Here is a 23,357-nt window from a genome sequence, read left to right on the forward strand (position 1 = left end):
CGGGTGATGCGGCAACGCAAAACGGCCGCCCGGAACTGGGCGGCCGTTGCTTGAAACGCGGCGCGGGGCCGGGGGGTTAAAAGTATTTACACCGCCACCAGAGCCAGGGCCCGCGTCACGCCGTCCCAGAGGGCCTGGCGGGCTTCCAGGCTGCGCTGGGCCGCTTGCAGCGCCACTTGCCAGCGGGACGCGTCGGCCCCGCACAACTCGCGCACCATTTGTTGGGCCAAGGGCGTGTGCACCTCCTCATCGAGCTGAATGTGGCGGTCGAGGTAATAAATAAACGTGTCGAGCTGGCCCGGAAACTGCGCCTGCAAGCGCCCCACCAGCTGCCGAAACATGTCGGGGATGAGGTCTTCGCGGCCGTAGGTGAAGGCCGCCGCCACTGCGTGGGGCTGGCCGGTGCCGATGGTATCAAACGTGTTCTGCACGAACTGGCGCACCGACGCCGGGGCCCCAGCGGCCTCCAGCGCGGCGGCCACGGGCTGGCCTTCGGCCAGCGCGGCCAGCAGCCGCTCCACGGGCGCGGTGTCGGCCCCGCACTCGCGCATGGCCCGCAGGTACAGCTCGAAGTGGCTGGTGGGCCGGCCCTGGGGGTCCACATCGGACTCTTCTTCCAGCACGATTTCGTTGATGAGGCGGCGGGTGGCGGGGTTGGGCGTGGGCACCCAGGGCAGCGTCACGCAGGTAAGGTCGCGTTGCAAAGTTTTCAGCAAAGACATGAAATCCCACACCGCGAATACGTGGTGGGCCATGAACTGGCGCAGGTCGTCGAGGGTCTGGATTTGGCCGTAGAGGCCGTGGGCCAGCAGGCGCTGGCGGGTGGGCAACAAGCCGGCTTGCAGGGCCTCGGTGGAATTAATTTCGGTGGGCATAACGGGTATGGACAAGTAACGAAATGGAATAATCAGTCGAGGATTAAATCCGGTTTGCGCCCCTAATTGTTTGCGCCGGCCCGCCGGATTTAACACGGAACCGTCCCCCGGCGCAATATGCCGGGGGACGGTTTTCGGGGGAAACGGGCGGGCCCGGACTACTTCTTCTCGAACACCATCGCGTTGCCGTCCATGCAGTACCGCTCGCCGGTGGGCTTGGGGCCGTCGCTGAACACGTGGCCAAGGTGGCCGCCGCACTTGGCGCACACAATTTCGTCGCGGCTCATGCCGAAGCTCTCGTCCGACTTCACCTTCAGGCTGGCGCTGTTGGCCGGGGCCCAAAAGCTGGGCCAACCGGTGCCCGAGTCAAACTTGGTATTGGAAGTGAACAGCAGGTTGTGGTCGGCGGCGCAGTAGTAGGTACCGGCGGCGTGATTGTCGTGGTACTTGCCTGTGAAGGGCCGCTCGGTGCCTTCTTCCCGCAGGATGTAGTACTGGTCGGGCGTGAGCTGCTTGCGCCATTCGGCATCGGTTTTTTGCACCGGGAACTCGCCGGGCTTGCCCGTCACGGCCGCGGGCCGGGGGTAGGTGCCGGGGGCAGCCGTCTGGCCTTTGGGCTCAGCCAGGGCCACGGTGCCGGGTTGCTTCTGCGAGCAGGCCACGTTGAGGGTGAGGGCGGAAATAACGAAAAATAACAAGGTGGAGCGCATGGTCGAAAAGACTATTATTTTTGAATTTGAAGGGGCAACGGCTCAACATACGCAGCCGGGGTCCGGTTCGGTCGGGGCGGCAGACGCCAACCGGCCGGGAACCTTACGCCCCGCCTAACCAATTTGCAGCTATACCCTTGGCTGCGTGGCCGTACGCCGCAGCCGCTGGAGGTTAAGACTTGATTACCACGAGGCTTTGCGCCTTTTTATACGTACCTTTGCACCCGCAAAACCAACCCATATGGCCAACAATATTCGGAACATTGCCATCATCGCTCACGTTGACCACGGCAAGACGACCCTAGTGGATAAGATTATCCACGCTTCTAAGATTTTTGACGCCCACCAGCACTTCGACGACCTCATCCTCGACGACAACCCCCTGGAGCGCGAGCGTGGCATTACCATCGTTTCCAAAAACGTATCGGTACGCTACAACGGCACCAAAATCAACATCATCGACACCCCTGGTCACGCCGACTTCGGCGGTGAGGTAGAGCGCGTGTTGAAGCTGGCCGATGGCGTATTGCTGCTCGTAGATGCCTTTGAAGGCGCCATGCCGCAGACCCGCTTCGTGCTCGGCAAAGCCATCGACCTGGGCCTCAAGCCCATCGTGGTGGTGAACAAAGTAGACAAAGAGAACTGCCGCCCCGACGAGGTGCACGAGCAGGTTTTCGACCTGATGTTCAACCTCGGCGCTTCGGAAGACCAGCTTGATTTCGTGACCTTGTACGGTTCCTCGAAGCAGGGCTGGATGAGCACCGACTGGAAGGTGAAGACGGATAACCTGATTCCGCTGCTCGACGCGGTTATCTCTTCGATTCCGCCCGCGCCGACCTTGGAGGGCACGCCTCAAATGCAGATTACCTCGCTCGACTACTCGTCGTTCGTGGGCCGCATCGCCATCGGCCGCGTGCACCGCGGCACCCTGAAGGAAGGCAGCAACATGAGCCTGATGAAGGCTGATGGCAGCATCAAGAAAGTAAAAATCCGCGAGCTGCACGTGTTTGAAGGCCTCGGCCGCGTGAAAGTGGACGAAGTGAGCAGCGGCGAAATCTGCGCCGTGTCGGGCATCGAAGGCTTCGACATTGGGGATACGCTGGCCGACGCCGACAACCCCGAGCAATTGGAGCGCATCAGCATCGACGAGCCGACGATGAACATGCTGTTCACCATCAACAACTCGCCGTTCTTCGGCAAGGAAGGCAAGTTTGTGACCTCGCGCCACCTGCGCGACCGGCTGTTCAAGGAAACCGAGAAAAACCTCGCCCTGCGCGTGGAAGCCACCGACAAAGAGGACACCTTCCTGGTGTTCGGCCGCGGCATTCTGCACTTGTCGGTGCTGATTGAAACCATGCGCCGCGAAGGCTACGAGCTGCAGGTGGGCCAGCCCCAGGTGCTGTTCAAGGAGGACGAAAAAGGCAAGCGCACCGAGCCCATCGAATTGCTGGTGGTGGACGTGCCCGAGGAATCGGCCGGCAAAGTGATTGAGCTGGTGAGCATGCGCAAGGGCGAAATGACCATCATGGAGCCCAAGGGCGACTTGCAGCACCTGGAATTCACCATTCCGTCGCGCGGCCTGATTGGCCTGCGCAACAACGTGCTGACCGCCACCGGCGGCGAGGCCATCATGAACCACCGCTTCGTGGACTACGAAGAGCACAAGGGCCCCATCCCCGGCCGCATTGCTGGTTCGCTGATTTCGTTGGAGACGGGCCCCGGCACCGCCTACACGATTGACAAGTTGCAGGACCGCGGCTCGTTCTTCGTCGATCCGGGCGAGGAAGTGTACGGCGGCCAGGTAATCGGCGAGCACACCCGCCCGAACGACCTGACCGTAAACATCCAGAAAGGCAAGAAGCTGACCAACATGCGCGCGTCGGGCACCGACGACAACGCCAAGATCGTGCCCAAGCGCCAGTTCTCGCTGGAGGAAGCCATGGAATACATCCAGAAGGATGAGTACTTGGAAGTGACGCCGAAGTCGATCCGGATGCGCAAGATTCTACTCGACGAAAACGAGCGCCTGCGCTACGCCAAAACGGCCGAGTAAATCACTGATTTTCGCGGATTAACCGTGATTTTGCTGATTATTTTTTGAGAGAGGGCGCGGCTTTGGTCGCGCCCTTTTTCTTTGTTCTAATACTACTTTCCTCTCCCATGAATTCCACCCCACTGCACCAATTCGTTCAATACTTCACCGGCGCCAACGCCGCCGCCGCCGAGCGGGCCACGGCCCGGCTGGCCCTGGTGCTGGCCGACCCGGAGGCGTACCAAATCGAGTTTGCCGAGGAGCTGGCCGAGCGGGGCATGGCCGGGGCCCTGCCGGCCCAGGAGCTGCGCGACGTGGCCCTGCTCGACGCCCTGCTGGCCGAAGACCTGGCCTGGGAAAGCGACGAGCAGGATACCCCCGCGGAGCTCGTGGAGGCCCTCAACGACATCCTGGCGCAGCAGGGCCGGGGTGTGGCCTTGGCCCCCGGAGCCATGGCCGGCCGCCGCGGCGCGGGCCCCGAGCAGCTCGACGCCGTGCAGGACGCGCTGGAGGCCCTGGGCTTGGCCCTGGTGCTGTTTACGCTCGACAGCGACGTCTTCCCATTGGGCATGGTGGCCGATGCGCAGGCGGAAGCCGTGCGCCAGCAGGCCGCGGCCCTGGGCTTCGGCGTGACGGTATATTAGCGCCCAGGCTACTCCTTGGGCCCCAAACAAGGCCCCGCGCCGCTGGTTGAGGAACCGGCCCCGATAGTGCGGGGCCGGTTTTTTCATTTCTCACCACTTGCACTTACCGCCATGGACCGCGCCACCGTCACCGAGAAAATCATCGCCGCCAAAGTAAAGCATGGCCTGCGCTGGGCCGACGTGGCCCAGCAGATGGGCCTGAGCAAGGAGTACGCCACCGCCGCCCTGCTCGGCCAGATGAAGCTGACGGCCGCCCAGGCCGCCGTGGCCAAGCAAACCTTTGGCCTGGACGACGAGGAAACCGCCTGGCTGCAAATCGTGCCCTACAAAGGCTCGCTGCCCACGGCCGTGCCCACCGACCCGCTCATCTACCGCTGGTACGAGCTGGTGAACGTGTACGGCCTCACCATTAAGGAGCTGATTAGTGAGGAGTTCGGCGACGGCATCATGAGCGCCATCGACTTTTCGATGGACATCAGCCGCGAGCCTAACGCCAACGGCGACCGGGTGCACGTGGTGATGAGCGGCAAGTTTTTGCCCTATAAATCCTACTAGGCGGCGGCGCAAAACGGGGAGGGGCGTAGCTTTCGGGCCGAATACGCCACCCGCTCTACTCCTCCCCCATGCCCACCCTCAAAACCCTGGCTGCCGCGCTCCTGCTGCTGGCCACCCGCCCCGCCGCCGCCCAGGCCCGCCACGAGTACCTGCTCGACACCGACTGGAAATTTGCCAAGGGCGAAATACCCGACGCTGCTAACCCGACTTTCCAGGATGCGAAGTGGCAGACGGTGAGCGTGCCGCACGACTGGGCCATTGCGGGGCCGTTCGACGGGAACAATGACTTGCAAGCCGTTAAAATAGAGCAAAATAATGAGGCCAAAGCCAGCCTGAAAGCCGGCCGCACCGGGGGCCTGCCGTTCATCGGCACGGGCTGGTACCGGCGGCGGCTGGCGGTGCCGCAGTTCGGGCCCGGCCAGCGGGCGGTGCTGCTCTTCGATGGGGCCATGAGCAACGCCCACGTGTTCGTGAACGGCAAGGAGGTGGGCTACTGGCCCTACGGCTACAACTCGTTTTCGTTCGACATCACGTCCTTTCTGAGCCCCGACGGTAACAACACGCTGGCCGTGCGGCTGCAAAACCAGCCCGAAGCCTCGCGCTGGTACCCCGGGGCCGGCCTCTACCGCAATGTGCACCTGGTGGTGACCGACGACGTGCACATTCCGGTGTGGGGCACCTACGTCACCACGCCCGAAATCACGGCGGGGCTGGCCAAGGTGCGGCTCAAAACCAAGGTGGAAACGCCGAACGGGGCCTTCCAGCCGCTGCGCCTGCAAACCGAAATCCGCGACGCGGCCGGGCAGGTGGTGGCCACCACGAGCACTGCCCTGGCGGCCACCGACGGGCTGGAATTTGAGCAGAACCTGGTGGTGCCCCAGCCCAAGCTGTGGGCCCCGGAGACGCCGGTTTTGTACACCGCTTCCTCAAAATTGTACGCCGGCGACGCGCTGAAGGACGCCTACACCACGCGGTTTGGCATCCGCTCGTTCAAATTCGAGGCCAACAAAGGGTTCTCGCTGAACGGGCAGGTGCGCAAGTTCAAGGGCGTGTGCAACCACCACGACCTGGGGCCCCTGGGCGCGGCCGTCAACACCGCCGCCCTGCGCCGGCAGCTGACGCTGCTCAAGAACATGGGCTGCGACGCCATCCGCACCTCGCACAACATGCCGGCCCCCGAGCTGGTGAGCCTGTGCGACGAAATGGGCTTCATGCTGATGGTGGAGGCCTTTGACGAGTGGAAAACGCCCAAGGTGAAGAACGGCTACAGCCAGTACTTCGACGAGTGGTCGGAGCGCGACATCGTGAACATGGTGCACCGCGACCGCAACCACCCGTCGGTGATTATGTGGAGCATCGGCAACGAGGTGCCCGACCAGAGCACGCCCGGCGGCAACAAAATTGCCAAGCGCCTGCAAGACATTTGCCACCGCGAAGACCCCACCCGCCTGGTGATGGCCGGCATGGACCGCTTCGACGACGACCTGAAGAACAACTTCGCCTCGGTGCTCGACGTGCCGGGCTTCAACTACAAGCCGCACCGCTACCCCGAGGCCTACGGCAAGCTGCCCCAGGGCTTTTTGTTCGGCTCGGAAACGGCGTCCACGGTCAGCTCGCGGGGGGTGTATAAATTCCCGGCGGTGAAAGCCAAGGACAAGAAGTACGCCGACCAGCAGTCGTCGTCGTACGACCTGGAGGCCTGCAACTGGTCGCAAACGCCCGACGAAGAGTTCGTGGCCCAGGACGATTTGCCCTACGTGATGGGCGAGTTCGTGTGGACGGGCTTCGACTACCTCGGCGAGCCCACGCCCTACGACGAGCAGTGGCCTTCGCACAGCTCCCTGTTCGGGATGATGGACCTGGCCACCATGCCCAAGGACCGCTTCTACCTGTACCGGGCCCGCTGGAACACCACCGCGGCCACCCTGCACCTGCTGCCGCACTGGACCTGGCCCGGCCGCGAAGGCCAGCCCACGCCCGTGTTTTGCTACACCAGCTACCCCTCGGCCGAGCTGTTTGTGAACGGAAAGAGCCAAGGCCGCCAAACCAAGGGCCCCTCCGACCAGCCCCAGACCCGCTACCGCCTGATGTGGAACGACGTAAAGTACGCCCCCGGTACGCTGAAAGTAGTGGCCTACGACGCCCAGGGCAAAGCCGCCGCCACGGAGGAAGTGCACACCGCCGGCAAGCCCCACCACATCAAGCTGGTGGCCGACCACACGTCGCTGGCCGCCGACGGCCAGGACCTGGCCTACGTGACGGCCCGCGTGGAGGACGCCCGGGGCAACCTGTGCCCCGACGCCACGAATGAGTTGAAGTTTGCCGTGAGCGGGGCGGGCACCTTCCGCGCCGTGGGCAACGGCGACCCCACCAGCCTGGAGTCCTTCCAGAAGCCCCAGATGAAGGCCTTCAGCGGCCAGGTAATGGCCATTGTGCAGGCCAGCAACAAGGCCGGGGCTCTGCGCCTCAAGGCCACCGGCACCGGCCTGAAGAGCGGGGAAATCGAGCTAAAGACGAGCACGGCCGCGCAGTAGCCTTGCTTTTCCGCAGCGAAGAACTGCCGCGCTGGGGCCCCCAGCCATTGTTGGTTAGCTTAGGTCAGAAACAAGTTGACGCTCCAATCAAAACGCAAAAGTCATGAGTGAGGACCCCGATGCCGCGAAGCAGGAAGAACGAAGCCGGGGCTCTTATACTGCCGAAGAATTACGGGCTGACATGAAAAGGATGAGGGAGGACTTGGCTGACAGGGTAAATGCCTTCATCAAAATACTAGACGCTTACGCCCGGCCTGCCGGGTATTCCAATCCACCCGACATCAACGCCTCTAGACCAATTGATGCTGACAAGGCATCAGGCTCTTAAGAAATTGTTGCTAACAAAGGAGCGGTCATGCTGAACGCAGTGAAGCATCTCTCCCGTTTCGCTGAGTCCATTCAGTGAAGCGGGAGAGATGCTTCACTGCGTTCAGCATGACCGCCAAAAAGACTTATAACTACCATCAAAATGCGGCTTAGGCGCCGGCCTGGCGCTGGCGCACGGCCTCGAAGGCCAGCACGGCCCCGGCCACGCTCACGTTGAGCGAGTCGATGCGGCCCATCATGGGGATGATGATGGTGGCGTCGCAGTCGGCTTGGGTGGCGGGCGTCAGGCCGTCGGCTTCGGTGCCGAGCACCAGGGCGGTGGGGCCCCGGAAGTCGCACGCGGTGTAGGCGCGGGCGCGGGGCGTGAGGGCGGCGGCGTAAGTACGGATGCCGTTTTCTTTTAGAAATTCCAGCACCTCCGCCATCGGCGCGGCCACCACGGGCACCGTGAACACGCAGCCGATGCTGGCCCGGATAACGTTGGGGTTGAACAAGTCGGTGCGGGCATCGCCGACGAGCACGGCATCGACGGGAGCCGCGTCGGCGGTGCGCAGGATGGCCCCGAGGTTGCCGGGCTTTTCCACGGCCTCCAGCACGAGCACCAGCGGGTTGGGCGGCAGGCGCAGGCCGGCCAGGGTACGGGCGGGCGTGTGCAGCACGGCCAGCAGGCCGTCGGAGCCCTCGCGGTAGGCCACTTTCTCGAACACGGGGCGGGTCACCTCCAGCCACTCGGGGGCAAAGTCGCCGCCGGAGAACAGGTTTTGCACCGCCGCCAGCCCCGCCGTGCCGGCCAGCTCGGCGCAGGTGAAGACGGTGGCCACGGCCACGCCGGCCCCCACGGCAATGGCCAGCTCGCGCAGGCCTTCGACCAGGGTAAGGCCCAGGGCCCGGCGTTCGGCGGATTTCTGCTGGAGGCGCAGCAGCTGCTTGATACGCGGGTTTTGGGGGCTGCTAAGGCGGTCGGAAGGAGCAAACGGCATGGCCGCGAAGGTACGCTGTACCTTCGCGGTGGGGCCGTCCGGCGGCCCGTTTCGCCCAGCTATTCTTTTGGCCATGAACCTTCGCCTCGACACCAAACTCCTCCTGGGCTTTGCCGGGGCCGTGGCCGTGCTGCTGCTGAGCGGGGCCGCGGCGCTGCTCAGCATCCGGGGCTTGCAGCGGCAAACGCAGCAGGTGCAGCACACCTACCAGGTCATCCAGGAAACCGACGCCGTGAACGCCATTCTGCGCGACGCCCAGACGGGCGTGCGCGGCTACCGCCTCACCGGCGACACGGTGTTTTTGCGCACTTACAAAAACGCCGTGCGCCAGCTGCCCGCCTTGCAGGCGCAGGTGCAGCGGCTGTCGCAGGGCCACCCCACCCAGCAGGCCCGGCTCGACTCGCTGCGCGACATGGTGGCGCTGGAGTTCCGGGCGCTGCGCCCGCTGGGCAACCCCGACGCCTCCCTCAGCCACTCCGACCTGCTCACGGCCCTCAACACCGACCGCCTGACGATGCGGGCCGCCCGCATCATTTTCCGGCGGGTGAAGGCCGAAGAGCTGCGCCTGCTGGGCCAGCGCACCGCCTCCCAGGGCATGTTTGAGCACGCCACGCCGCTGGTGGTGGGCGGCACGGGCATCCTGGCCCTGCTGCTGGTGGGCTGGCTGCTGTGGCGCATCACCCGCGAGCTGCGCGACAACCAGCGCCTGCAAGCCGAACTGGCCGGCGTGAACGCCGACGTGGCCCGGCGCATCGGGGCCATCCGCGACCTGGCCGAGCAGGTGGTGCGCGGCGACTACACGGTAAAAATTGCCGACGCCGCCACCGATGGCCTCGGCGACCTCGCCGCCCTGCTCAACCGCATGACCCAGAGCCTCGACCAGAGCTTTGAGGCCCTGGCCCAGCGCAACCGCGAGCTGGACCAGTTCGCCTACGTGGCCTCGCACGATTTGAAGGCCCCGCTGCGCGGCATTGCCACGCTCGTGAAGTGGCTCGACGAAGAGCACGCCGCCGAATTCTCGCCCGAAGTGCGCACGTATTTCGACCAGATAAAAGGCCGCCTCGGCCGCCTCGAAGACCTCATCAACGGCTTGCTGGCCTACGCCCGGGTGGGGCGCGGGGCCCGTCCGCCGGCCCTCACCGACGTGGCCGCGCTGCTGCGCGAGGCCGCCGACCTGGTGGTGCCGGCCGCCTTTGCGCTGGACCTGGCCCCCGGCCTGCCCACCTTTCGCACCGACCGCCTGGGCTTGCAGCAGGTGTTCACCAACCTGCTCGACAACGCCGTGAAGTACCACGGGCCGGGCCCGGGCCGCATTGCCGTGCGCTGCCGCGACGCGGACGGCCACTACGAGTTTCGGGTGGAAGACGACGGCCCCGGCATCGCCCCGGCCCACCACCAGAAAATCTTTCAGCTCTTCCAAACCCTGCGCGACCGCCACACCCCCGAGAGCACCGGCATCGGCCTGAGCATCGTGAAGAAAATTGTGGAGGAGCAGCCCGGCACCATCCGCGTGGAATCGGCGCGGGGGCAGGGCGCAACCTTTATCTTCACCTGGCCCCGGGAAGCGGCCCGCGTGGCCGCCGCGCCGCCGGCCGATGCAACGTTAAACCCGGCCTTGGCACTCTTGTCATAGCTGGCGGGCCAGCCGTCCTTTGTTGGTTATTACTCCTCAACTTCTTTATCCATGCGCTCGGTCCTTTTAGTGGAAGACGATATTTTCGACACGATGACGGCGCAACGGTCTTTCGCCCGCTTCAACGTGCCGCACACGCTGCACACGGCGTTCAACGGCGAGGAGGCCCTCGATTTGCTGCGGGGCCGCCAGGGCCAGCAGGCGCTGCGGCCCCTGCCCGAAGTCATCCTGCTCGACCTGAACATGCCCCGCATGAACGGCGAAGAGTTCCTGACCGAGCTGCGGGCCGACCCCGAGCTGCGCGACATCCCGGTGTTCGTGACGACTACCTCGGGCATGGAGGCCGACCGCGCCGCCACCACGGCATTGGGCGTGCACGGTTACATCCTCAAGCCCCTCGATTTTGAAACCAGCGCCGACCTCATCGATAGCCTGAGCCTGCTGGAACAGCTGCTGAAATAAGCCCGTCCTTCGGGACGGGGCGGGAATTTCCGGCGGCGGGCGGCGGTTTGCCCCGCAGCCCCCGGACGGCCGCGGGGCGGCTCGCTTTTCTTTTGCTTATTGCCGCATGAAACTCTCGGTTTTCTTTGCTTGCCTGCTGGCCGCGGGGGCAGCCGCGCCCCTGGCCCGCGCCCAAGACGACGGCCCGCGCCAGCTGGGGGCCCCGCCCACCGTACCCACCCCGGCGCCGCGCCGTGCGGCAGTGCCAGCCCCGGCAGCGCCCGCGCCCGCCGCGGCACTCCCCGCCGATTCGGCGGTTCGCCAGACGGTGAGCCAACCGGCCGCCGCCCCGACGCCCGGCCCGGCCACGGCCCCCACGCCGGTGTACGCGCCCACGCCCGCCGGCCAGCTGCCGGGCGGCAGCAGCCGCCCCACCCGCTTCCAGGTGGGCCTGAAGAGCGGCATGGTGTACAACGTGTACAGCGTGGAGCAACACAGCCCCATTTTTGGGCACAGCTACCTGCTGCTCGACGGCCAGCGCAAAATTGATTTTTCCGACGTGGGCTTTTACGAAGATGAGACCGGCCACTACGTGCGCACCACGCTGCCCAACTCGTCGCGCGAAACCACGTTCCGGCGCGACCGTACCGGCCGCATCAGCCTGTACTCGACGCTGAGCAGCTCGTATAGCCCTGGCTATGGCGGCTACGGGCTGGGCGGTTTTGGGGGCTACGGCGGGGGCTACGGCGGCTACCCCGGCGGGGGCTACGGGGGCTACCCGTACAACAACGGCTACCGCACCACCAAAACCGAGTACTTCAGCAAAGACAACGGCCCCATCCAGAGCCTGAACTACCGCAACCTGGCCCTGGCCACCCGCGACAACGCCGGGGCCCAGGAATTGCTGGCCCAGGGCCGCCACTACCAAACGGCCATCACGGCGGCCTACGTGGTGGGCGGCGGCCTGCTGCTGGCCGGCGTGCTGCAATCGCTGCAATCCAACAACGGCCAGCAGTCCATTTCGCCGCTGCTCTACGCGGGCATCCCCATCCTCATCGTGCCCATCGTGCTGCAAGGCAAGCAGGCCGCCTCGCAACGCCAGGCCATTGCCCTCTACAACGGCACGCCGGGCACACGCTAGGTTTTGGTTGTCGGTCGTTGCGGCAGCGTGGCTATTACCAATTGACGGCGGGAATTTTGTTCAAATTAGAACGTCCTGCTCGCCCGGCGTCCGCTTGTCTGCCGAAACACCTCCCTCGCTTCGATATGCGGACGCCGGGCGAGCAGGACGTTTTGGATGATTTTTCAGAATTCTTAAACAGCGCCATTATCAACGAACAACCAACAACCAGCGACTAACAAAGCAGCGTCCCGGCGCGTACCCAGGACATGAAAGCTGTTGCCCCTTCTGAAACCGCCGAGGCCTTTGCTGAGCGCCAGGCCAAAGCGCTGCGCGTGCACGCCCAGCTGTGCGCCGAGTACGGGGCCCCGTTCCGGTTTTTCAGCACCAAAGACCCCCTGAGCGAGCTGATGAGTGCCCTGCTTTCGCACCGCACCAAAAATGCCGACTCGCACCGCGCCTACCAGGAATTGCGGGCCACTTTCGCCGACTGGGACACCGTGCGCGACGCCCCCACGGAAGCCGTGCAGCACGCCATCCGGGCCTGCACCTGGCCCGAGCAGAAAGCCCCGCGCCTGCAAGCCGTGCTGCGCGAAGTGAGCAACCGCTGCGACGGCGGCCCCTGCGGCGACCTGCGCTTCCTGGGCGCGATGACCATCCCCGAGGCCCGCACTTGGCTGGAAACGCTGCCCGGCGTGGGGCCCAAAACCAGCGCCGCCACGCTGCTCTTCAGCGACTTGCGCCGGCCCGCCATGCCCGTCGACAGCCACCACCACCGCGTGGCCCAGCGCCTGGGCCTCATCGGCCCCAAGGTGGATGAGAAAGCCGCCCACGTGCTGCTGGCCGACCTGCTGCCGCCCGGCTGGGACGCCCAGCAGGTGTACGACCACCACGAGGCCCTCATGTTCCACGGCCAGAAGTGCTGCTTCTACCAGGCCCCGGCCTGCGCCCGCTGCGTGGTGCTGGCCGAGTGCCCGTTTGGCCAGGCGCGGCTGGGACCCGCCAATTAGCGCACTTCTGCGGACCCGATGGCCATCCTGCACCTCAAAGCCAAGCCCGGCAGCCGCACCAGCCAACTGCTCGTGGGGCCCGACGGAGCCGTAACCGCCCGGCTGGCCGTTCCGGCCCACGATGGCCTGGCCAACGCCGCGCTCCTAGTGCTGCTGGCTACCACTTTTGGCCTGCCCAAGCAAGACGTAACGTTGCTGGCGGGCCACGCCGCGCCGTTCAAGAAAGTGGAACTGGCGGGGTTGAGCGACGAGGCAATGGCGCGGGGGCTGGCCACCTTGTAGCGCGGGGGCAGCCAAGGTCATACTACTTGCCGCGCTTCCAGCGGTAGTATTGGCGGTACCAGGGCGAGGTTTTTTTGAATAGGCTGCCGGTGGTTTCGTGCGGGAACATGTTGACGCGGAACACTTGCTGCCGGTCGTCTTCCAAGTGCAGGCCGCCGGTATCGGTGGCCACGCCGAAGGCGAAGCCGGCGGCGTGCACGGCGGCTTTCAGGTCGCCGTTGAGGTCGCCGTAGGGGTAGGCGAAGCTGACCACTTCGGTGCGCAAGGTCGTTTCCAAGCTGGCTTTGCTGCGCTGAATTTCGGCCGTGGCTTCGGGCAGCGGCAGCGCCGGCAAGTGCGGGTGCGACATGGTGTGGGCCCCAATTTCCCAGCCAGCGGCCACAAAGGCATGCTTCTGGGCCTCGTCCATCAAGTCGGCGCGGGGCTCGGTGGGGTCGGCGGCGAGGTCCCACTGGTTGTAGCGCACGGCAAAGTCACCGAGCAGGTACAGCACGCCGCGGTAGCCGTGCTGGCGCATCAGGGGCAGCAGGTTGGTGTAGTTGTCGCGGTAGCCGTCGTCGAAGGTGAGGACGAGGGGGCGGGCGGGAAACTCGGCCAGGGGCCGCTCGCCGCGGGCAAATTGCAGGTAGTCGGCGAAAGTAATCGGGGTGAAATTTCGGCTTTTGAAAAAAGCCAAATGCTGGGCGAAGTTGTCTTTCGTGACGAAAATCTGGTGCTTGGTAGCGGGCGGCGCGTCGGGGATTTTGTGGTACATGAGCACCGGCAGGAAGCCGGGCAGGGCCTTTTTCATGCGGGCCGACTGGTACACGGCCAACACTTCGGCGGCCACCCGGGCCAGGCTGTAGTGCGCCCGCACCCGCGCTTGCAGGGCCCCCGGCACGGCCTGCGGCTGCGCCAGAAAGGCCCGCGCATCGGCCAGCAGGGCCCCAAAATCAACGTCGGAAGGCGCGACCCGGGCCGAGATATCACCAAAATTAGAGGCGGCGGCCTCCTCAAAATTCACTTCTGTAACCAGGCCCGCGTAGCTGGCTTCGCCCAAGGCCAGCACGGCGTGGCCGGCCCCCAGGGCCTCGATGGCCACCCGGCCCGCGCCGATGGTAAGTGTGGTGCGGGCCAGCCAGCCGGCCACGTCGTCGGTAAAGCCCACCACCTCGACCCGTTCGCCAAACTGCGCTTGCAGCTGCGCCAGGGCTTGCTCACCGGCGGTAGGCAAGTGCTCCAGTTCCCCGCCAATCAGCGCTAGGCGCAGCGCCGGAAACTCGGCCAGCAGCGGCGGGAACACCTGCTGCAACAGCGCCGCCGCCCGCTCGCCCTTGCCCCCGTTGAAGCGGCCGATGAAGGCGATGCGCGGGGGCCCTGAGGTTTCGCTCGCAACTTCTGGCCCAAAGGCTACGCCGTTGGGCAGGGCCACGATTTTGGTGGGGGCCATCCGCACTTCTTCCACCAGGTGCGTTTTCAGATTGGCGCAGATGGCGATGACTTTACCGCCGTAAATGTCAAACAGCGACGTGGAGGTGTGCAGGTGCTGGCGGCCGTGCACGGTGCTCACCAGCGGCACCCGGAGGCCGCGCAGGGCGGCGTAGCTCACCCAGCTGGCGGCCCGCGAGTGGGCGTGCACCACGTCGATTTGCTCGGTGCGCACCAGCTGGCGGATGAGGCGGGCGTTGCGCAGCCGCTGCCCGTAGCGGCGGTTGCTGATGGCCGTTTTCAGTTGCCGGGCCCCGGTGGGCAGCTGGTCCGAGTCGGACACCAGCCACACGGCGTGGCCCTGGGCCCGGTGGGCCTCGGCCAGGGCCACGGCGTAGGCCGCCGAGCCGGCGAAAAACTCGGCCGAGAGAACGTGGAGGATGCGCATCGGGCGCAAAGGTCGCATCAGGCGAGGGGAAGCGGAGAGCGGCCCGGGCTGCCGGCTTTTCGCCGGCTGCCCGGTAATCGCTGCACCGTTGGCGAATCGTTGCCCGCGCCGTTCCGGGGGCTCTACTTGCTGTTGAAACTGGCGCGACGATTACCGGGCAGCCGGCGAAAAGCCGGCAGCCCGGCCCAAGCCGCTTTCCACTTCCCGCTTCTTGATTCTACCCCCGGCTCCTCCCCATCACGTTATCCAGGTATTTCTGGGCGCTGCCGGTGTTCAGCAGCAGAATTTGCTCGTGGGGCCGGAGCCAGCCGCTGGCCAGCAGGCGGCGGGCGGCCATCCACACGGCCGCGCCCTCGGGGGCCACGAACAGGCCTTCCTGCTGGGCCAGCTCGCGCATCCCGGCCAGCATGTCTTCCTCGCTGATGGCCACCACCGTGCCCCGCGACTCGCGCAGGACGCGCAGCATCAGGGCCTCGCCCAGGGGGTGGGGCACGGCCAGGCCGTTGGCCAGGGTGGGGCGGCCCTGGTAGGCGTGGCAGTTGGGCTGGCGGCCCTCGTAGGTTTCGAGCAGGGGGCAGCAGTTTTCGGCCTGCACGGCCACCATGCGGGGCAGCTTGGCGTCGGGGGCCAGCCAGCCCAGGGCCTGCATTTCGCGGAAGGCCTTCCAGATGCCGATGAGGCCGGTGCCGCCGCCGGCGGGGTACAGCAGCACGTCGGGCAGCTGCCAGCCCAGCTGCTCGGCGATTTCGTAGCCCATCGTTTTCTTGCCTTCGAGGCGGTAGGGCTCTTTTAGCGTGGATACGTCGAGCCAGACGCCGCTGGCGTTTAGCTGGCGCACCCGGGCCCCGCAGTCGCTGATGAGGCCGTCTACCAGCTCCACGTCGGCCCCGTACCAGTAGCATTCTTCTTTGAAGGCGTCGGGCGTGTGGCGCGGCATGACCACGGTGGCCGCCAGGCCGGCGCGGGCGCAGTAGGCGGCCAGGGCCACCCCGGCGTTGCCGGCCGTGGGGATGATGCAGCCCTCCGCGCCCAGCTCCAGGGCCTTCGACACGGCCATGCTCAGCCCCCGCGCCTTGAACGAGCCGGTGGGGTTTTGCCCCTCGTCCTTAAGCAGCAGCGAGTGCAGATTATGGCGGGCGGCCAGGCGCGGCAGCCCCAGGATGGGCGTGAAGCCTTCGCCCAGCGTCACCTTGTGGCGGTCGTCGAGCAGCGGCAGCAGGGCCCCGTAGCGCCACATCGACGCATCGGCGGCGTTGATGCCCGCGGCGGGCGTCAGGCGCTCGGCCGTGTCGTAGTCGGCCACCAGCGGCACGGCGCAGCAGGCCGACACGCGTTGCAGCTCAAAGGCGGAGTAGGCGGTGCCGCAGGCCGAGCAGTGCAGGGCGTGGAGGCGGGAAACGGAGGAGTTGGCTACCAGCATAACGAGGCAAAATTACGATTGCCGCCAGCCGGAGCTATGCCCAAACGGGATGGAATTCTGGAATAGGCTATGCCTTATCGGCATAGTAGCGTTTGGTAAACAGTAGAAAATCCCGGTACGGCTCGTTGTTCTCGGTGCCCTTGCGCTGAATAAAATTGAACTGCCTTCGCATGGGCAAGTCCTTGATTTTCACCTCCACCAGTTCGCCCGAAGCCAATTCTTTCACCACGGCTTGGCGGGGCAAAAAGGCCAGGCAGCTGTCCACGCGCACGAAGTTTTTGAGGGCCTCGGTGCCGCCCAGGCGCACGCGCACCGGCAGGGCCGCCAGCTTGAGGCCCCGGTGCGCGAGGGCCTGCTCCAGCACGGCCAGCGTGCCCGAGCCGTCTTCGCGCAGGGCCAGGGGGATGCGGAGCAAATCCCGGGCTTCGAGCACGCGGGCTTCGAGCGGGTTGTGGGCCGCGCACACCGCCACCACGTCGTCGGCCAGCAGGGGCGTGTAGGTGACGTGGCTGACTTTGTGGATGCCCTCGACGATGCCCAGCTCGATTTCGTGGGCCAGCAGGGCCTGGAGGATGTTGTCGGAGTTGCGGTTTTTGAGGCTAAGCTGGCGGTTGGGGTGGCGCTGCAAGTAGGCCGACACCACGGGCGGCAGCACGTAGAGCGAGATGGTGGTGCTGGCCCCGATACTCAGGTGCAGCACCGGCGCAAACTCGGGGCTCAACTCGCTCATTTCCTGGTGCAATTCGAATTGCAGCTGCTTGGCTTGCAGCAGCTTCTGGTAGAGCCGCTGCCCGGCCGGCGTGAGCATAATGCTGCTGCCCAGCCGCTCAAACAAGCCCGTTCGGTAGTGCCCTTCCAAGGCTTTCACCTGCTTGCTCACCGCCGACTGGCTCACGAACAGCGCCTGCCCCGCCTTGGTGAAGCTGAGCTGCCTGGCGACTTCGAGAAACACTTCGTGGGCCTGGGAAAGCATGGCGGCGAAGGTACTTGAACGGGGCGGGCGCGGGCTGCCGGCTTTTCGCCGGCTGCCCGCTAATCGCTGGGCTGGGTTGCCCCAACGGTAGAACCTCACCCACGGCCCCTCTCCTGCGGAGAGGGGTGCGTTCAATTTGCCTGTTCAGTTCACAACGTTCAGGTACTGGCACCCCTCTCCGCAGGAGAGGGGCCCGCCCCGCGGGGGTCTCGTGAGGTTGCCCGGCTGGTGAGACTACCGGGCTGGTAAGGCTGCCCACGGGGGCCCCTGGCGGTTAGCGGGCAGCCGGCGAAAAGCCGGCAGCCCGCGCCGTTCAGCCACCGGATAATTTCCTCATCAAACTCCGCAGTATAGCCGAGTTTCAGTATTACCTTCCGGCCCCTTTTCGCCCCTCCCCTTTCCATGCTGGCCCGTTTCCGCTTTCTGCCACTGCTCTTGCTGTTGGCTACTTTTTCGTGCTCCAAAAAATCGGCCCAGGAGCAGGCCACGGCGCAAGCCCAGACGGACGGCGACGAGATTGACCCGCACTCGAACGTGGTGTTCACCTTCGACGACAAGGTGGTGGACGAGGCCCAGCAAAACAGCTGGGACACTACGCAGTACGTGAAATTTACGCCGGCCGTGCGGGGCAAATTTAAGTGGACCGGTGACCGGGAGCTGACGTTTTCGCCCCTGGATGCGTTCCGGCCCAGCACCGTGTTTTCGGCGGCTTTGCGGCCGGGGGCCCTGCCCAGCGGCAAGCAGCAGCTGAGCATCAACCGCAGCCGGTTCCACACGCCGTACCTGCGCATGGCCGACCCGCAGGTGTTCTACGGCCGCTCGGCGCGGGCGGCGGGCACGGCCGAAATCCGGGCCAACCTGCTGTTCAACTACCCCGTGCGGCCCGCCGACCTGCGCCCCCGCCTGAAGGTGAGCCAGGACGGCAAGCCGCTGGCCGTGAACCTCATCAGCGCCGAGCCCGACCAGACGCTGGGCCTGAGCTTCGCGCAGGACGTGCGTGCCGGGGCCCCCATCACCGTGGAAATTGCGCCCGGCCTGCGGCCGGCCAACGGCACCGTGGCCACCACCACCACCCTCACCGCGCAGGCCGAAGTGCCCGACCAAACCCAGCTCGAAGTGCGCGAGCTGACCGGGGCCCTGCTCAACGGCTTGCCCGTGGTGACGGTGCTGCTCAACCAGCCCGTGACGGTGGCCGACGTGCAAAAAACCCTCACCGTAACGCCCGCCGTGGCCTTTTCGGTGGAGGCGCTGGAAAGCGGCTTCACGCTGCGCGGCGGGTTTGAGGTGGGCAAGACGTACCAGATTGGGCTGAAAGCGGGCACCCGCGGGCTGCTGGGCGGTACGCTCAAGGATGCGTTTCAGCAGGCCGTGTCGTTTGCCGAGGAAGACCCGAGCATCACCTTCGCCAGCGGCGACAAGGCCCTGTACCTCGACGCGCTGGGGGCCCGCAACCTGGGTTTGCGCATCAACAAAGTGGGCAAGGTGAAAGTGACCATTGCCAAGGTGTACGCCAACAACATCCAGCAGCTGATGCGCGGCGAGCAGCAGTACGGCTCGCCCGAGTACGAGGAAGGCCAGCGCGAGTCGAGCACCGACGAGAACGGCGAGTACATCGACCGCAGCTACCGCTACTTTGACATTGAAACACTGGGCAACGTCATCTCCGAGCGCACCGTGTCGGTGGACGGGCTGCCCAAGGAAGCCGGCCTGCGCCTGCTGAATCTGGACCTGAAGGAGCTGGAATTCCAGGGGCCCCTGAAGGGGCTGTACGTGGTGAAAGTGGAGGACACCGAGCACCAGTACCTGCAAGTGAGCAAGCTGGTGGCCGTGACCGACATGGGCCTGATTGTGAAGCAGGGCGCCACCGGCGGCACGCTGGTGTTCGCCAATTCCATCCGCACGGCCCAGCCCATCGGGGGCGTGCTGGTGAACCTGGTCAGCTCGAACAACCAGGTGATTGGCTCGGCCACGACCGACAACGCGGGCGTGGCGCAGTTCGATTCGGCGGCCTCCATGAAGCGGTTCAAGCTGGGACTGGTGACGGCGGCCAAGGACGCCGATTTCACGTTTCTGGACCTGACCAAGAGCCAGGTGGAAACCTCGCGCTTCGAGGTGGGCGGGCAGATGTCCAACGCGGCGCACTACCAGGCCTTTTTGTACGGCGACCGGGAGCTGTACCGCCCCGGCGACACCGTGCGCACCAACGCCGTGGTGCGCACCGACGACTGGAAAGCGCCCCCCGCGGGCCTGCCCATGAAAATCCGGCTGCTGCTGCCCACCGGCAAGGAATACAGCAGCTTGCAGCAGAAGCTGAGCGCCGCGGGGGCCTTCGAGAGCCGCTTTATTTTGCCGCCGTCCGTGATGACGGGCCTCTACACGATGGAGGTGCTGACGGGCAACGACGTGCTGCTGACCTCGCGGCAAATCAGCGTGGAGGAGTTCATTCCCGACCGGATGAAGGTGACCGTGGCGGCCGCCCCCGCCACGCTGCGGCCCGGCCAGAGCGTGACGGCCAGCATCACGGCCGTGAACCTGTTTGGGCCCCCGGCCACCGACCGCAAGTACGAGGTCGAGTTTTCGCTCAAACAAAAGTCGTTTAATCCGAAAGGCTACGACGACTACAGCTTCACCATCAACAGCGGGCAGCGGCGCAAAACTACCGGCCGCGGCGACGACGGCGAGGCCCAGACGGCCCTGGAAACGCGCTTCGAAAAAGACTTGCGCGAGGGCCGCACCGACGCCGCCGGCCACGGCGCGGCCGTGTACGAGGTGCCGCAGTTTGCCGACCTGGGCACGCTGGCGGGCGCGGCCTTCGCCACGGTGTTCGACGAAACGGGGCGGCCGGTGAACCGCCTGGCCACCTTCGAGGTGCAGACCCAGGCCACGATGTTCGGCATCCAGAACCTGCCCGATTTGGTGAACACCCGCCAGGCGCTGCCGCTGCGGCTGCTGGCCCTCACGCCCGCCGGGGCCCCCACCCAGGCCCCCGCCCAGGTGCGCGTGGTGCGGATGCTGTGGGAAACCGTGCTGGAGCGCCAGGGCGGCCGCTTCGTGTACAACTCGCAGCAGCGCGAGCAAACCGTGCTCAGCCAGAACCTGACGGTGGGCACCGGCACGGCCCTGAGCTACACCCCCCTCAACTCGGGCGAGTACGAGGTGCGCGTGAACCGGCCCGGGGCCCTGCCCTACGTGATGCAGCGCTTCTACGCCTACGGCTACGGCGACACGCAGGCCAACTCCTTCGAGGTCAGCAACGAAGGCGCGGTGACCATCGAGGCCGACAAGGCCCAGTACGCCCCCGGCGAAACGGCCAGCCTGCTGCTGAAAACGCCCTTCGCCGGCCGCATCCTCGTGACGGTGGAGCGCGACCACGTGCTCGACCACTTCTACGTGACCACGGACCAGAAGTCGGCCCGCGTCAAAATCCCCATCACCGCCGCCCACGTGCCCAACGTGTACGTGACGGCCACCGCCATCCGCGCCATCACCGACCACGGCCTGCCCCTGACGGTGGCCCGCGGCTTCGTGCCCCTGGCCGTGGCGCGCCCCGAGGCCCGCCTGGCCCTGGCCCTGGCCGCGCCCGCCACCAGCCGCTCGCACACCTCCCAAACCGTGGAAGTGACCACCGCCCCGGGGGCCCAGGTGACGCTGGCCATCGTGGACGAGGGCATTTTGCAGCGCAAGGGCTACGCCACGCCCGACCCCTACGGCTACTTCTACCAGAAGCGGGCCCTGGAGGTGTCGGCCTACGACGTGTACCCCTTCCTGCTGCCCGAGCTGGGCAGCAGCAGCACCGGCGGCGACGCCGGCGACCTGGCCCGCCGCACCTCGCCCGTGCCCAGCCGCCGCGTGCAGCTCGTGGCCGAATGGAGCGGCGTGCTCACCGCCGACGCCAGCGGCAAAGTGCGCTACCGGGTGCGCGTGCCGCAATTTTCGGGGGCCCTGCGCATCATGGCCGTGGCATACAAAGACGACGCCTTCAACTCGGCCGAGAGCACGATGAAGGTGGCCGACCCGGTGGTAATTTCCATGGCGTTGCCTAGATTCTTGAGCCCCGGCGACACGATTGACGTGCCGGTGACGCTGACGAATACGACGAATCAGTTAATTGCTGTCAAGGTTGATAAGCAACTTACTGGTCCACTTGTATCCACTGAGCGTTTGACAGAACGTAACGGGGTTGACGGTATTAGCGTGAAGGGAAGAGTTGAAGAGGAAACTGTTTCGCTGCGTCCTAACGCAGAAAACAAGGTAGTTTTTCGTGTTGCGGCTCAACAGGCTATTGGTAATGCAAGTGTTAAAATTCTTGCTGTGGGCCTCAAAGGAGTAGCCGAAACCTTCACCGAAACCATCGAAATCCCCGTGCGCCCCGCCGCGCCGCTGGAAAAGCGCAACGGCAGCGGCGTGGTGGCCGGCGGGGCCACGGTGCCGCTCAACCTGACCAACGATTTCCTGCCCGCCTCGCAACGCAGCCAGCTGGTACTCAGTCGCTCGCCGCTCACGGAGTTCAGCAAGGACCTGCGCTACCTGCTCCAATACCCCTACGGCTGCCTGGAGCAAACCGTGTCGGCCGCGTTTCCGCAGCTGTACTATGGCGACTTGGCGGCCACGTTGCAGCAAAAGACCGGGGCCGCCGCCAAAAACCAGCGCTACAACCCCAACTACAACGTGCAGGAGGCCATCCGCAAAATCGAGTCGATGCAGCTCTACAACGGCAGCCTGAGCTACTGGCCGGGCGGCGACTACGACAACTGGTGGGCCACGGCCTACGCCGCCCACTTCCTGCTCGAAGCCCGGCAGGCCGGCTTCGCGGTCAATAAAACGACGCTCGACAAAGTGCTCGGCTACCTACAGTTCCGCCTGAAAAAGCGCGAAACCGAACCCTACCGCTACTTCGACGTGAACAACATTGCCCGCGAGAAAACCATCGCCAAGAAGGAAATCGCCTACTCGCTGTACGTGCTGGCCCTGGCCGGCCGCCAGGACGCCGTGGCCCTGAACTACTACCGCGCCAACCGCGCCGAGCTGGCCCAGGACTCGAAGTTCCTGCTGGCCTGCACCCAGGGCATCCTGGGCAACCAGCGGCAGTTCCGCGAGCTGCTGCCCGCCCAGTTCGGGGGCGAAACCGCCGCCGGCCGGGCCCTCGACGGCTCGTTCTACTCGCCCATCCGCGACGAGGGCGTGGTGCTGAACGCCCTGCTCGCCACCGACCCCACCAACCCGCAGGTGCTCGCGCTGGCCCGCCAGCTCAGCCGCCAGGTGAAGCAAGCCTACTACCTCAACACCCAGGAAACGGCCTTCGCCCTGCTGGCCCTGGGCAAAATTGCCCGCCAGAACGCCAAGAGTACCGCCACCGGGGCCCTGTTTTCCGACGGCAAATCGATAGGAAACTTCACCGGCCAGGACCTCACCGTGGGCAACGTGGCCAACCACAACCTGAGCCTGCGCACCGCCGGCCGCGGCAACCTGTACTACTTCTGGGAGGCGTCGGGCATCTCGCCCACCACGCCCGTCCGCGAGGAGGACTCCTACCTGAAAGTGCGCCGCCAGTTCCTCACCCGCGACGGCCGCCCGCTGGGGGCCCCCACCTTCGCCCAGAACGATTTGGTGGTCGTGAAAATCACCATCGAAGCCGCCAACGCGGCCGGCGAGGTGAAGAACGTGGCCATCACCGACCTGCTGCCCGCCGGCCTCGAAATCGAGAACCCCCGCATCGGGGCCGTGCGCGAAATCGACTGGGCCAAGGACGCCGCCACCCCCGACTACCTCGACGTGCGCGACGACCGCCTGAACCTGTTCACCACCGCCACCGGGGCCCCCAAATCGTTCTACTACATGGCCCGCGCCGTCAGCAAAGGCACCTTCAAGCTGGGCCCGGTAAGCGCCGATGCGATGTACAACGGCGAGTACCATTCGTATAACGGGGCCGGGGTGGTACGGGTGCGGTAGCGGGGGCTCTACGGGGG

The 23,357-nt window shown here is 65.7% G+C and carries 16 protein-coding genes; 10 read left to right on the forward strand and 6 right to left on the reverse strand.

What is annotated here, in order from left to right:
• Positions 1 to 86: 86 nt before the first annotated feature.
• Together HNP98_RS13290 and msrB are read right to left on the reverse strand one after the other, a co-directional pair.
• Positions 87 to 875: a DUF3050 domain-containing protein gene (locus HNP98_RS13290; protein ID WP_173810566.1), complete on the reverse strand. Its 789-nt coding sequence runs from the start codon at positions 873 to 875 to the stop codon at positions 87 to 89.
• A gap of 158 nt (positions 876 to 1,033) precedes the next feature.
• On the reverse strand, positions 1,034 to 1,585 hold the full coding sequence (msrB, locus tag HNP98_RS13295) for a peptide-methionine (R)-S-oxide reductase MsrB (RefSeq protein ID WP_173810567.1): 552 nt from the start codon (positions 1,583 to 1,585) through the stop codon (positions 1,034 to 1,036).
• Positions 1,586 to 1,826: 241 nt separating this feature from the next.
• On the opposite strand from msrB, the gene typA reads away from it, so the two are divergent.
• From typA to galB, 4 genes are all read left to right on the forward strand, one after another.
• Complete coding sequence (typA, locus tag HNP98_RS13300) at positions 1,827 to 3,638, forward strand: translational GTPase TypA (protein WP_173810568.1); 1,812 nt, start codon at positions 1,827 to 1,829, stop codon at positions 3,636 to 3,638.
• Between the two features lie 107 nt (positions 3,639 to 3,745).
• On the forward strand, positions 3,746 to 4,261 hold the full coding sequence (locus tag HNP98_RS13305; protein WP_173810569.1) for a DUF6630 family protein: 516 nt from the start codon (positions 3,746 to 3,748) through the stop codon (positions 4,259 to 4,261).
• Between the two features lie 111 nt (positions 4,262 to 4,372).
• On the forward strand, positions 4,373 to 4,816 hold the full coding sequence (cynS, locus tag HNP98_RS13310; RefSeq protein WP_173810570.1) for a cyanase: 444 nt from the start codon (positions 4,373 to 4,375) through the stop codon (positions 4,814 to 4,816).
• Between the two features lie 68 nt (positions 4,817 to 4,884).
• The gene (gene galB / locus HNP98_RS13315; RefSeq protein ID WP_173810571.1) at positions 4,885 to 7,350 is read left to right on the forward strand and encodes a beta-galactosidase GalB; all 2,466 of its coding nucleotides are present in this window, start codon (positions 4,885 to 4,887) and stop codon (positions 7,348 to 7,350) included.
• A 476-nt stretch (positions 7,351 to 7,826) separates the two neighbouring features.
• Here the strand turns inward: galB and HNP98_RS13320 are convergent, their stop codons facing one another.
• Positions 7,827 to 8,657, reverse strand: coding sequence for a TrmH family RNA methyltransferase (locus HNP98_RS13320; RefSeq protein WP_173810572.1), 831 nt, complete (start codon positions 8,655 to 8,657; stop codon positions 7,827 to 7,829).
• Positions 8,658 to 8,730: 73 nt separating this feature from the next.
• Between HNP98_RS13320 and HNP98_RS13325 the strand changes: the two genes are divergently transcribed.
• From HNP98_RS13325 to HNP98_RS13345, 5 genes are all read left to right on the forward strand, one after another.
• Positions 8,731 to 10,290 (forward strand): sensor histidine kinase, encoded by a 1,560-nt coding sequence (locus tag HNP98_RS13325; RefSeq protein WP_173810573.1) that lies wholly within the window; start codon positions 8,731 to 8,733, stop codon positions 10,288 to 10,290.
• Between the two features lie 51 nt (positions 10,291 to 10,341).
• Complete coding sequence (locus tag HNP98_RS13330; RefSeq protein WP_173810574.1) at positions 10,342 to 10,752, forward strand: response regulator; 411 nt, start codon at positions 10,342 to 10,344, stop codon at positions 10,750 to 10,752.
• 106 nt (positions 10,753 to 10,858) lie between these two features.
• Complete coding sequence (locus HNP98_RS21585) at positions 10,859 to 11,872, forward strand: hypothetical protein (protein ID WP_217425770.1); 1,014 nt, start codon at positions 10,859 to 10,861, stop codon at positions 11,870 to 11,872.
• 248 nt (positions 11,873 to 12,120) lie between these two features.
• Positions 12,121 to 12,861 carry an endonuclease III domain-containing protein gene (locus tag HNP98_RS13340; protein WP_173810575.1) on the forward strand — a complete coding sequence of 247 codons (741 nt, stop codon included), beginning with the start codon at positions 12,121 to 12,123 and terminating at the stop codon, positions 12,859 to 12,861.
• Between the two features lie 18 nt (positions 12,862 to 12,879).
• Complete coding sequence (locus tag HNP98_RS13345; RefSeq protein WP_173810576.1) at positions 12,880 to 13,143, forward strand: DUF167 domain-containing protein; 264 nt, start codon at positions 12,880 to 12,882, stop codon at positions 13,141 to 13,143.
• Positions 13,144 to 13,165: 22 nt separating this feature from the next.
• Here HNP98_RS13345 and HNP98_RS13350 read toward each other — a convergent pair whose 3' ends face one another.
• From HNP98_RS13350 to HNP98_RS13360, 3 genes are all read right to left on the reverse strand, one after another.
• The gene (locus HNP98_RS13350; protein ID WP_173810577.1) at positions 13,166 to 14,998 is read right to left on the reverse strand and encodes a polysaccharide deacetylase family protein; all 1,833 of its coding nucleotides are present in this window, start codon (positions 14,996 to 14,998) and stop codon (positions 13,166 to 13,168) included.
• A 217-nt stretch (positions 14,999 to 15,215) separates the two neighbouring features.
• Positions 15,216 to 16,418, reverse strand: coding sequence for a threonine synthase (locus HNP98_RS13355; RefSeq protein WP_173810578.1), 1,203 nt, complete (start codon positions 16,416 to 16,418; stop codon positions 15,216 to 15,218).
• Positions 16,419 to 16,485: 67 nt separating this feature from the next.
• Positions 16,486 to 17,391, reverse strand: a complete 906-nt coding sequence (locus tag HNP98_RS13360; RefSeq protein WP_173810579.1) for a LysR family transcriptional regulator — start codon at positions 17,389 to 17,391, stop codon at positions 16,486 to 16,488.
• Between the two features lie 402 nt (positions 17,392 to 17,793).
• Between HNP98_RS13360 and HNP98_RS13365 the strand changes: the two genes are divergently transcribed.
• Positions 17,794 to 23,340 carry an alpha-2-macroglobulin family protein gene (locus HNP98_RS13365; RefSeq protein ID WP_173810580.1) on the forward strand — a complete coding sequence of 1,849 codons (5,547 nt, stop codon included), beginning with the start codon at positions 17,794 to 17,796 and terminating at the stop codon, positions 23,338 to 23,340.
• Positions 23,341 to 23,357: the final 17 nt, after the last annotated feature.

This window comes from Hymenobacter caeli (assembly GCF_013294115.1).
Classification (GTDB): domain Bacteria; phylum Bacteroidota; class Bacteroidia; order Cytophagales; family Hymenobacteraceae; genus Hymenobacter; species Hymenobacter caeli.

Excerpts from the sequence above, each read along its gene's own strand:
- HNP98_RS13365 (WP_173810580.1), top strand. The coding sequence starts at position 17,794 with ATGCTGGCCCGTTTCCGCTTTCTGCCACTGCTCTTGCTGTTGGCTACT.
- HNP98_RS13350 (WP_173810577.1), bottom strand. The coding sequence starts at position 14,998 with ATGCGCATCCTCCACGTTCTCTCGGCCGAGTTTTTCGCCGGCTCGGCG.
- HNP98_RS13305 (WP_173810569.1), top strand. The coding sequence starts at position 3,746 with ATGAATTCCACCCCACTGCACCAATTCGTTCAATACTTCACCGGCGCC.
- HNP98_RS13290 (WP_173810566.1), bottom strand. The coding sequence starts at position 875 with ATGCCCACCGAAATTAATTCCACCGAGGCCCTGCAAGCCGGCTTGTTG.
- HNP98_RS13325 (WP_173810573.1), top strand. The coding sequence starts at position 8,731 with ATGAACCTTCGCCTCGACACCAAACTCCTCCTGGGCTTTGCCGGGGCC.
- HNP98_RS13345 (WP_173810576.1), top strand. The coding sequence starts at position 12,880 with ATGGCCATCCTGCACCTCAAAGCCAAGCCCGGCAGCCGCACCAGCCAA.
- cynS (WP_173810570.1), top strand. The coding sequence starts at position 4,373 with ATGGACCGCGCCACCGTCACCGAGAAAATCATCGCCGCCAAAGTAAAG.
- galB (WP_173810571.1), top strand. The coding sequence starts at position 4,885 with ATGCCCACCCTCAAAACCCTGGCTGCCGCGCTCCTGCTGCTGGCCACC.
- msrB (WP_173810567.1), bottom strand. The coding sequence starts at position 1,585 with ATGCGCTCCACCTTGTTATTTTTCGTTATTTCCGCCCTCACCCTCAAC.
- HNP98_RS13330 (WP_173810574.1), top strand. The coding sequence starts at position 10,342 with ATGCGCTCGGTCCTTTTAGTGGAAGACGATATTTTCGACACGATGACG.
- HNP98_RS13320 (WP_173810572.1), bottom strand. The coding sequence starts at position 8,657 with ATGCCGTTTGCTCCTTCCGACCGCCTTAGCAGCCCCCAAAACCCGCGT.
- HNP98_RS21585 (WP_217425770.1), top strand. The coding sequence starts at position 10,859 with ATGAAACTCTCGGTTTTCTTTGCTTGCCTGCTGGCCGCGGGGGCAGCC.
- HNP98_RS13355 (WP_173810578.1), bottom strand. The coding sequence starts at position 16,418 with ATGCTGGTAGCCAACTCCTCCGTTTCCCGCCTCCACGCCCTGCACTGC.
- HNP98_RS13340 (WP_173810575.1), top strand. The coding sequence starts at position 12,121 with ATGAAAGCTGTTGCCCCTTCTGAAACCGCCGAGGCCTTTGCTGAGCGC.
- typA (WP_173810568.1), top strand. The coding sequence starts at position 1,827 with ATGGCCAACAATATTCGGAACATTGCCATCATCGCTCACGTTGACCAC.
- HNP98_RS13360 (WP_173810579.1), bottom strand. The coding sequence starts at position 17,391 with ATGCTTTCCCAGGCCCACGAAGTGTTTCTCGAAGTCGCCAGGCAGCTC.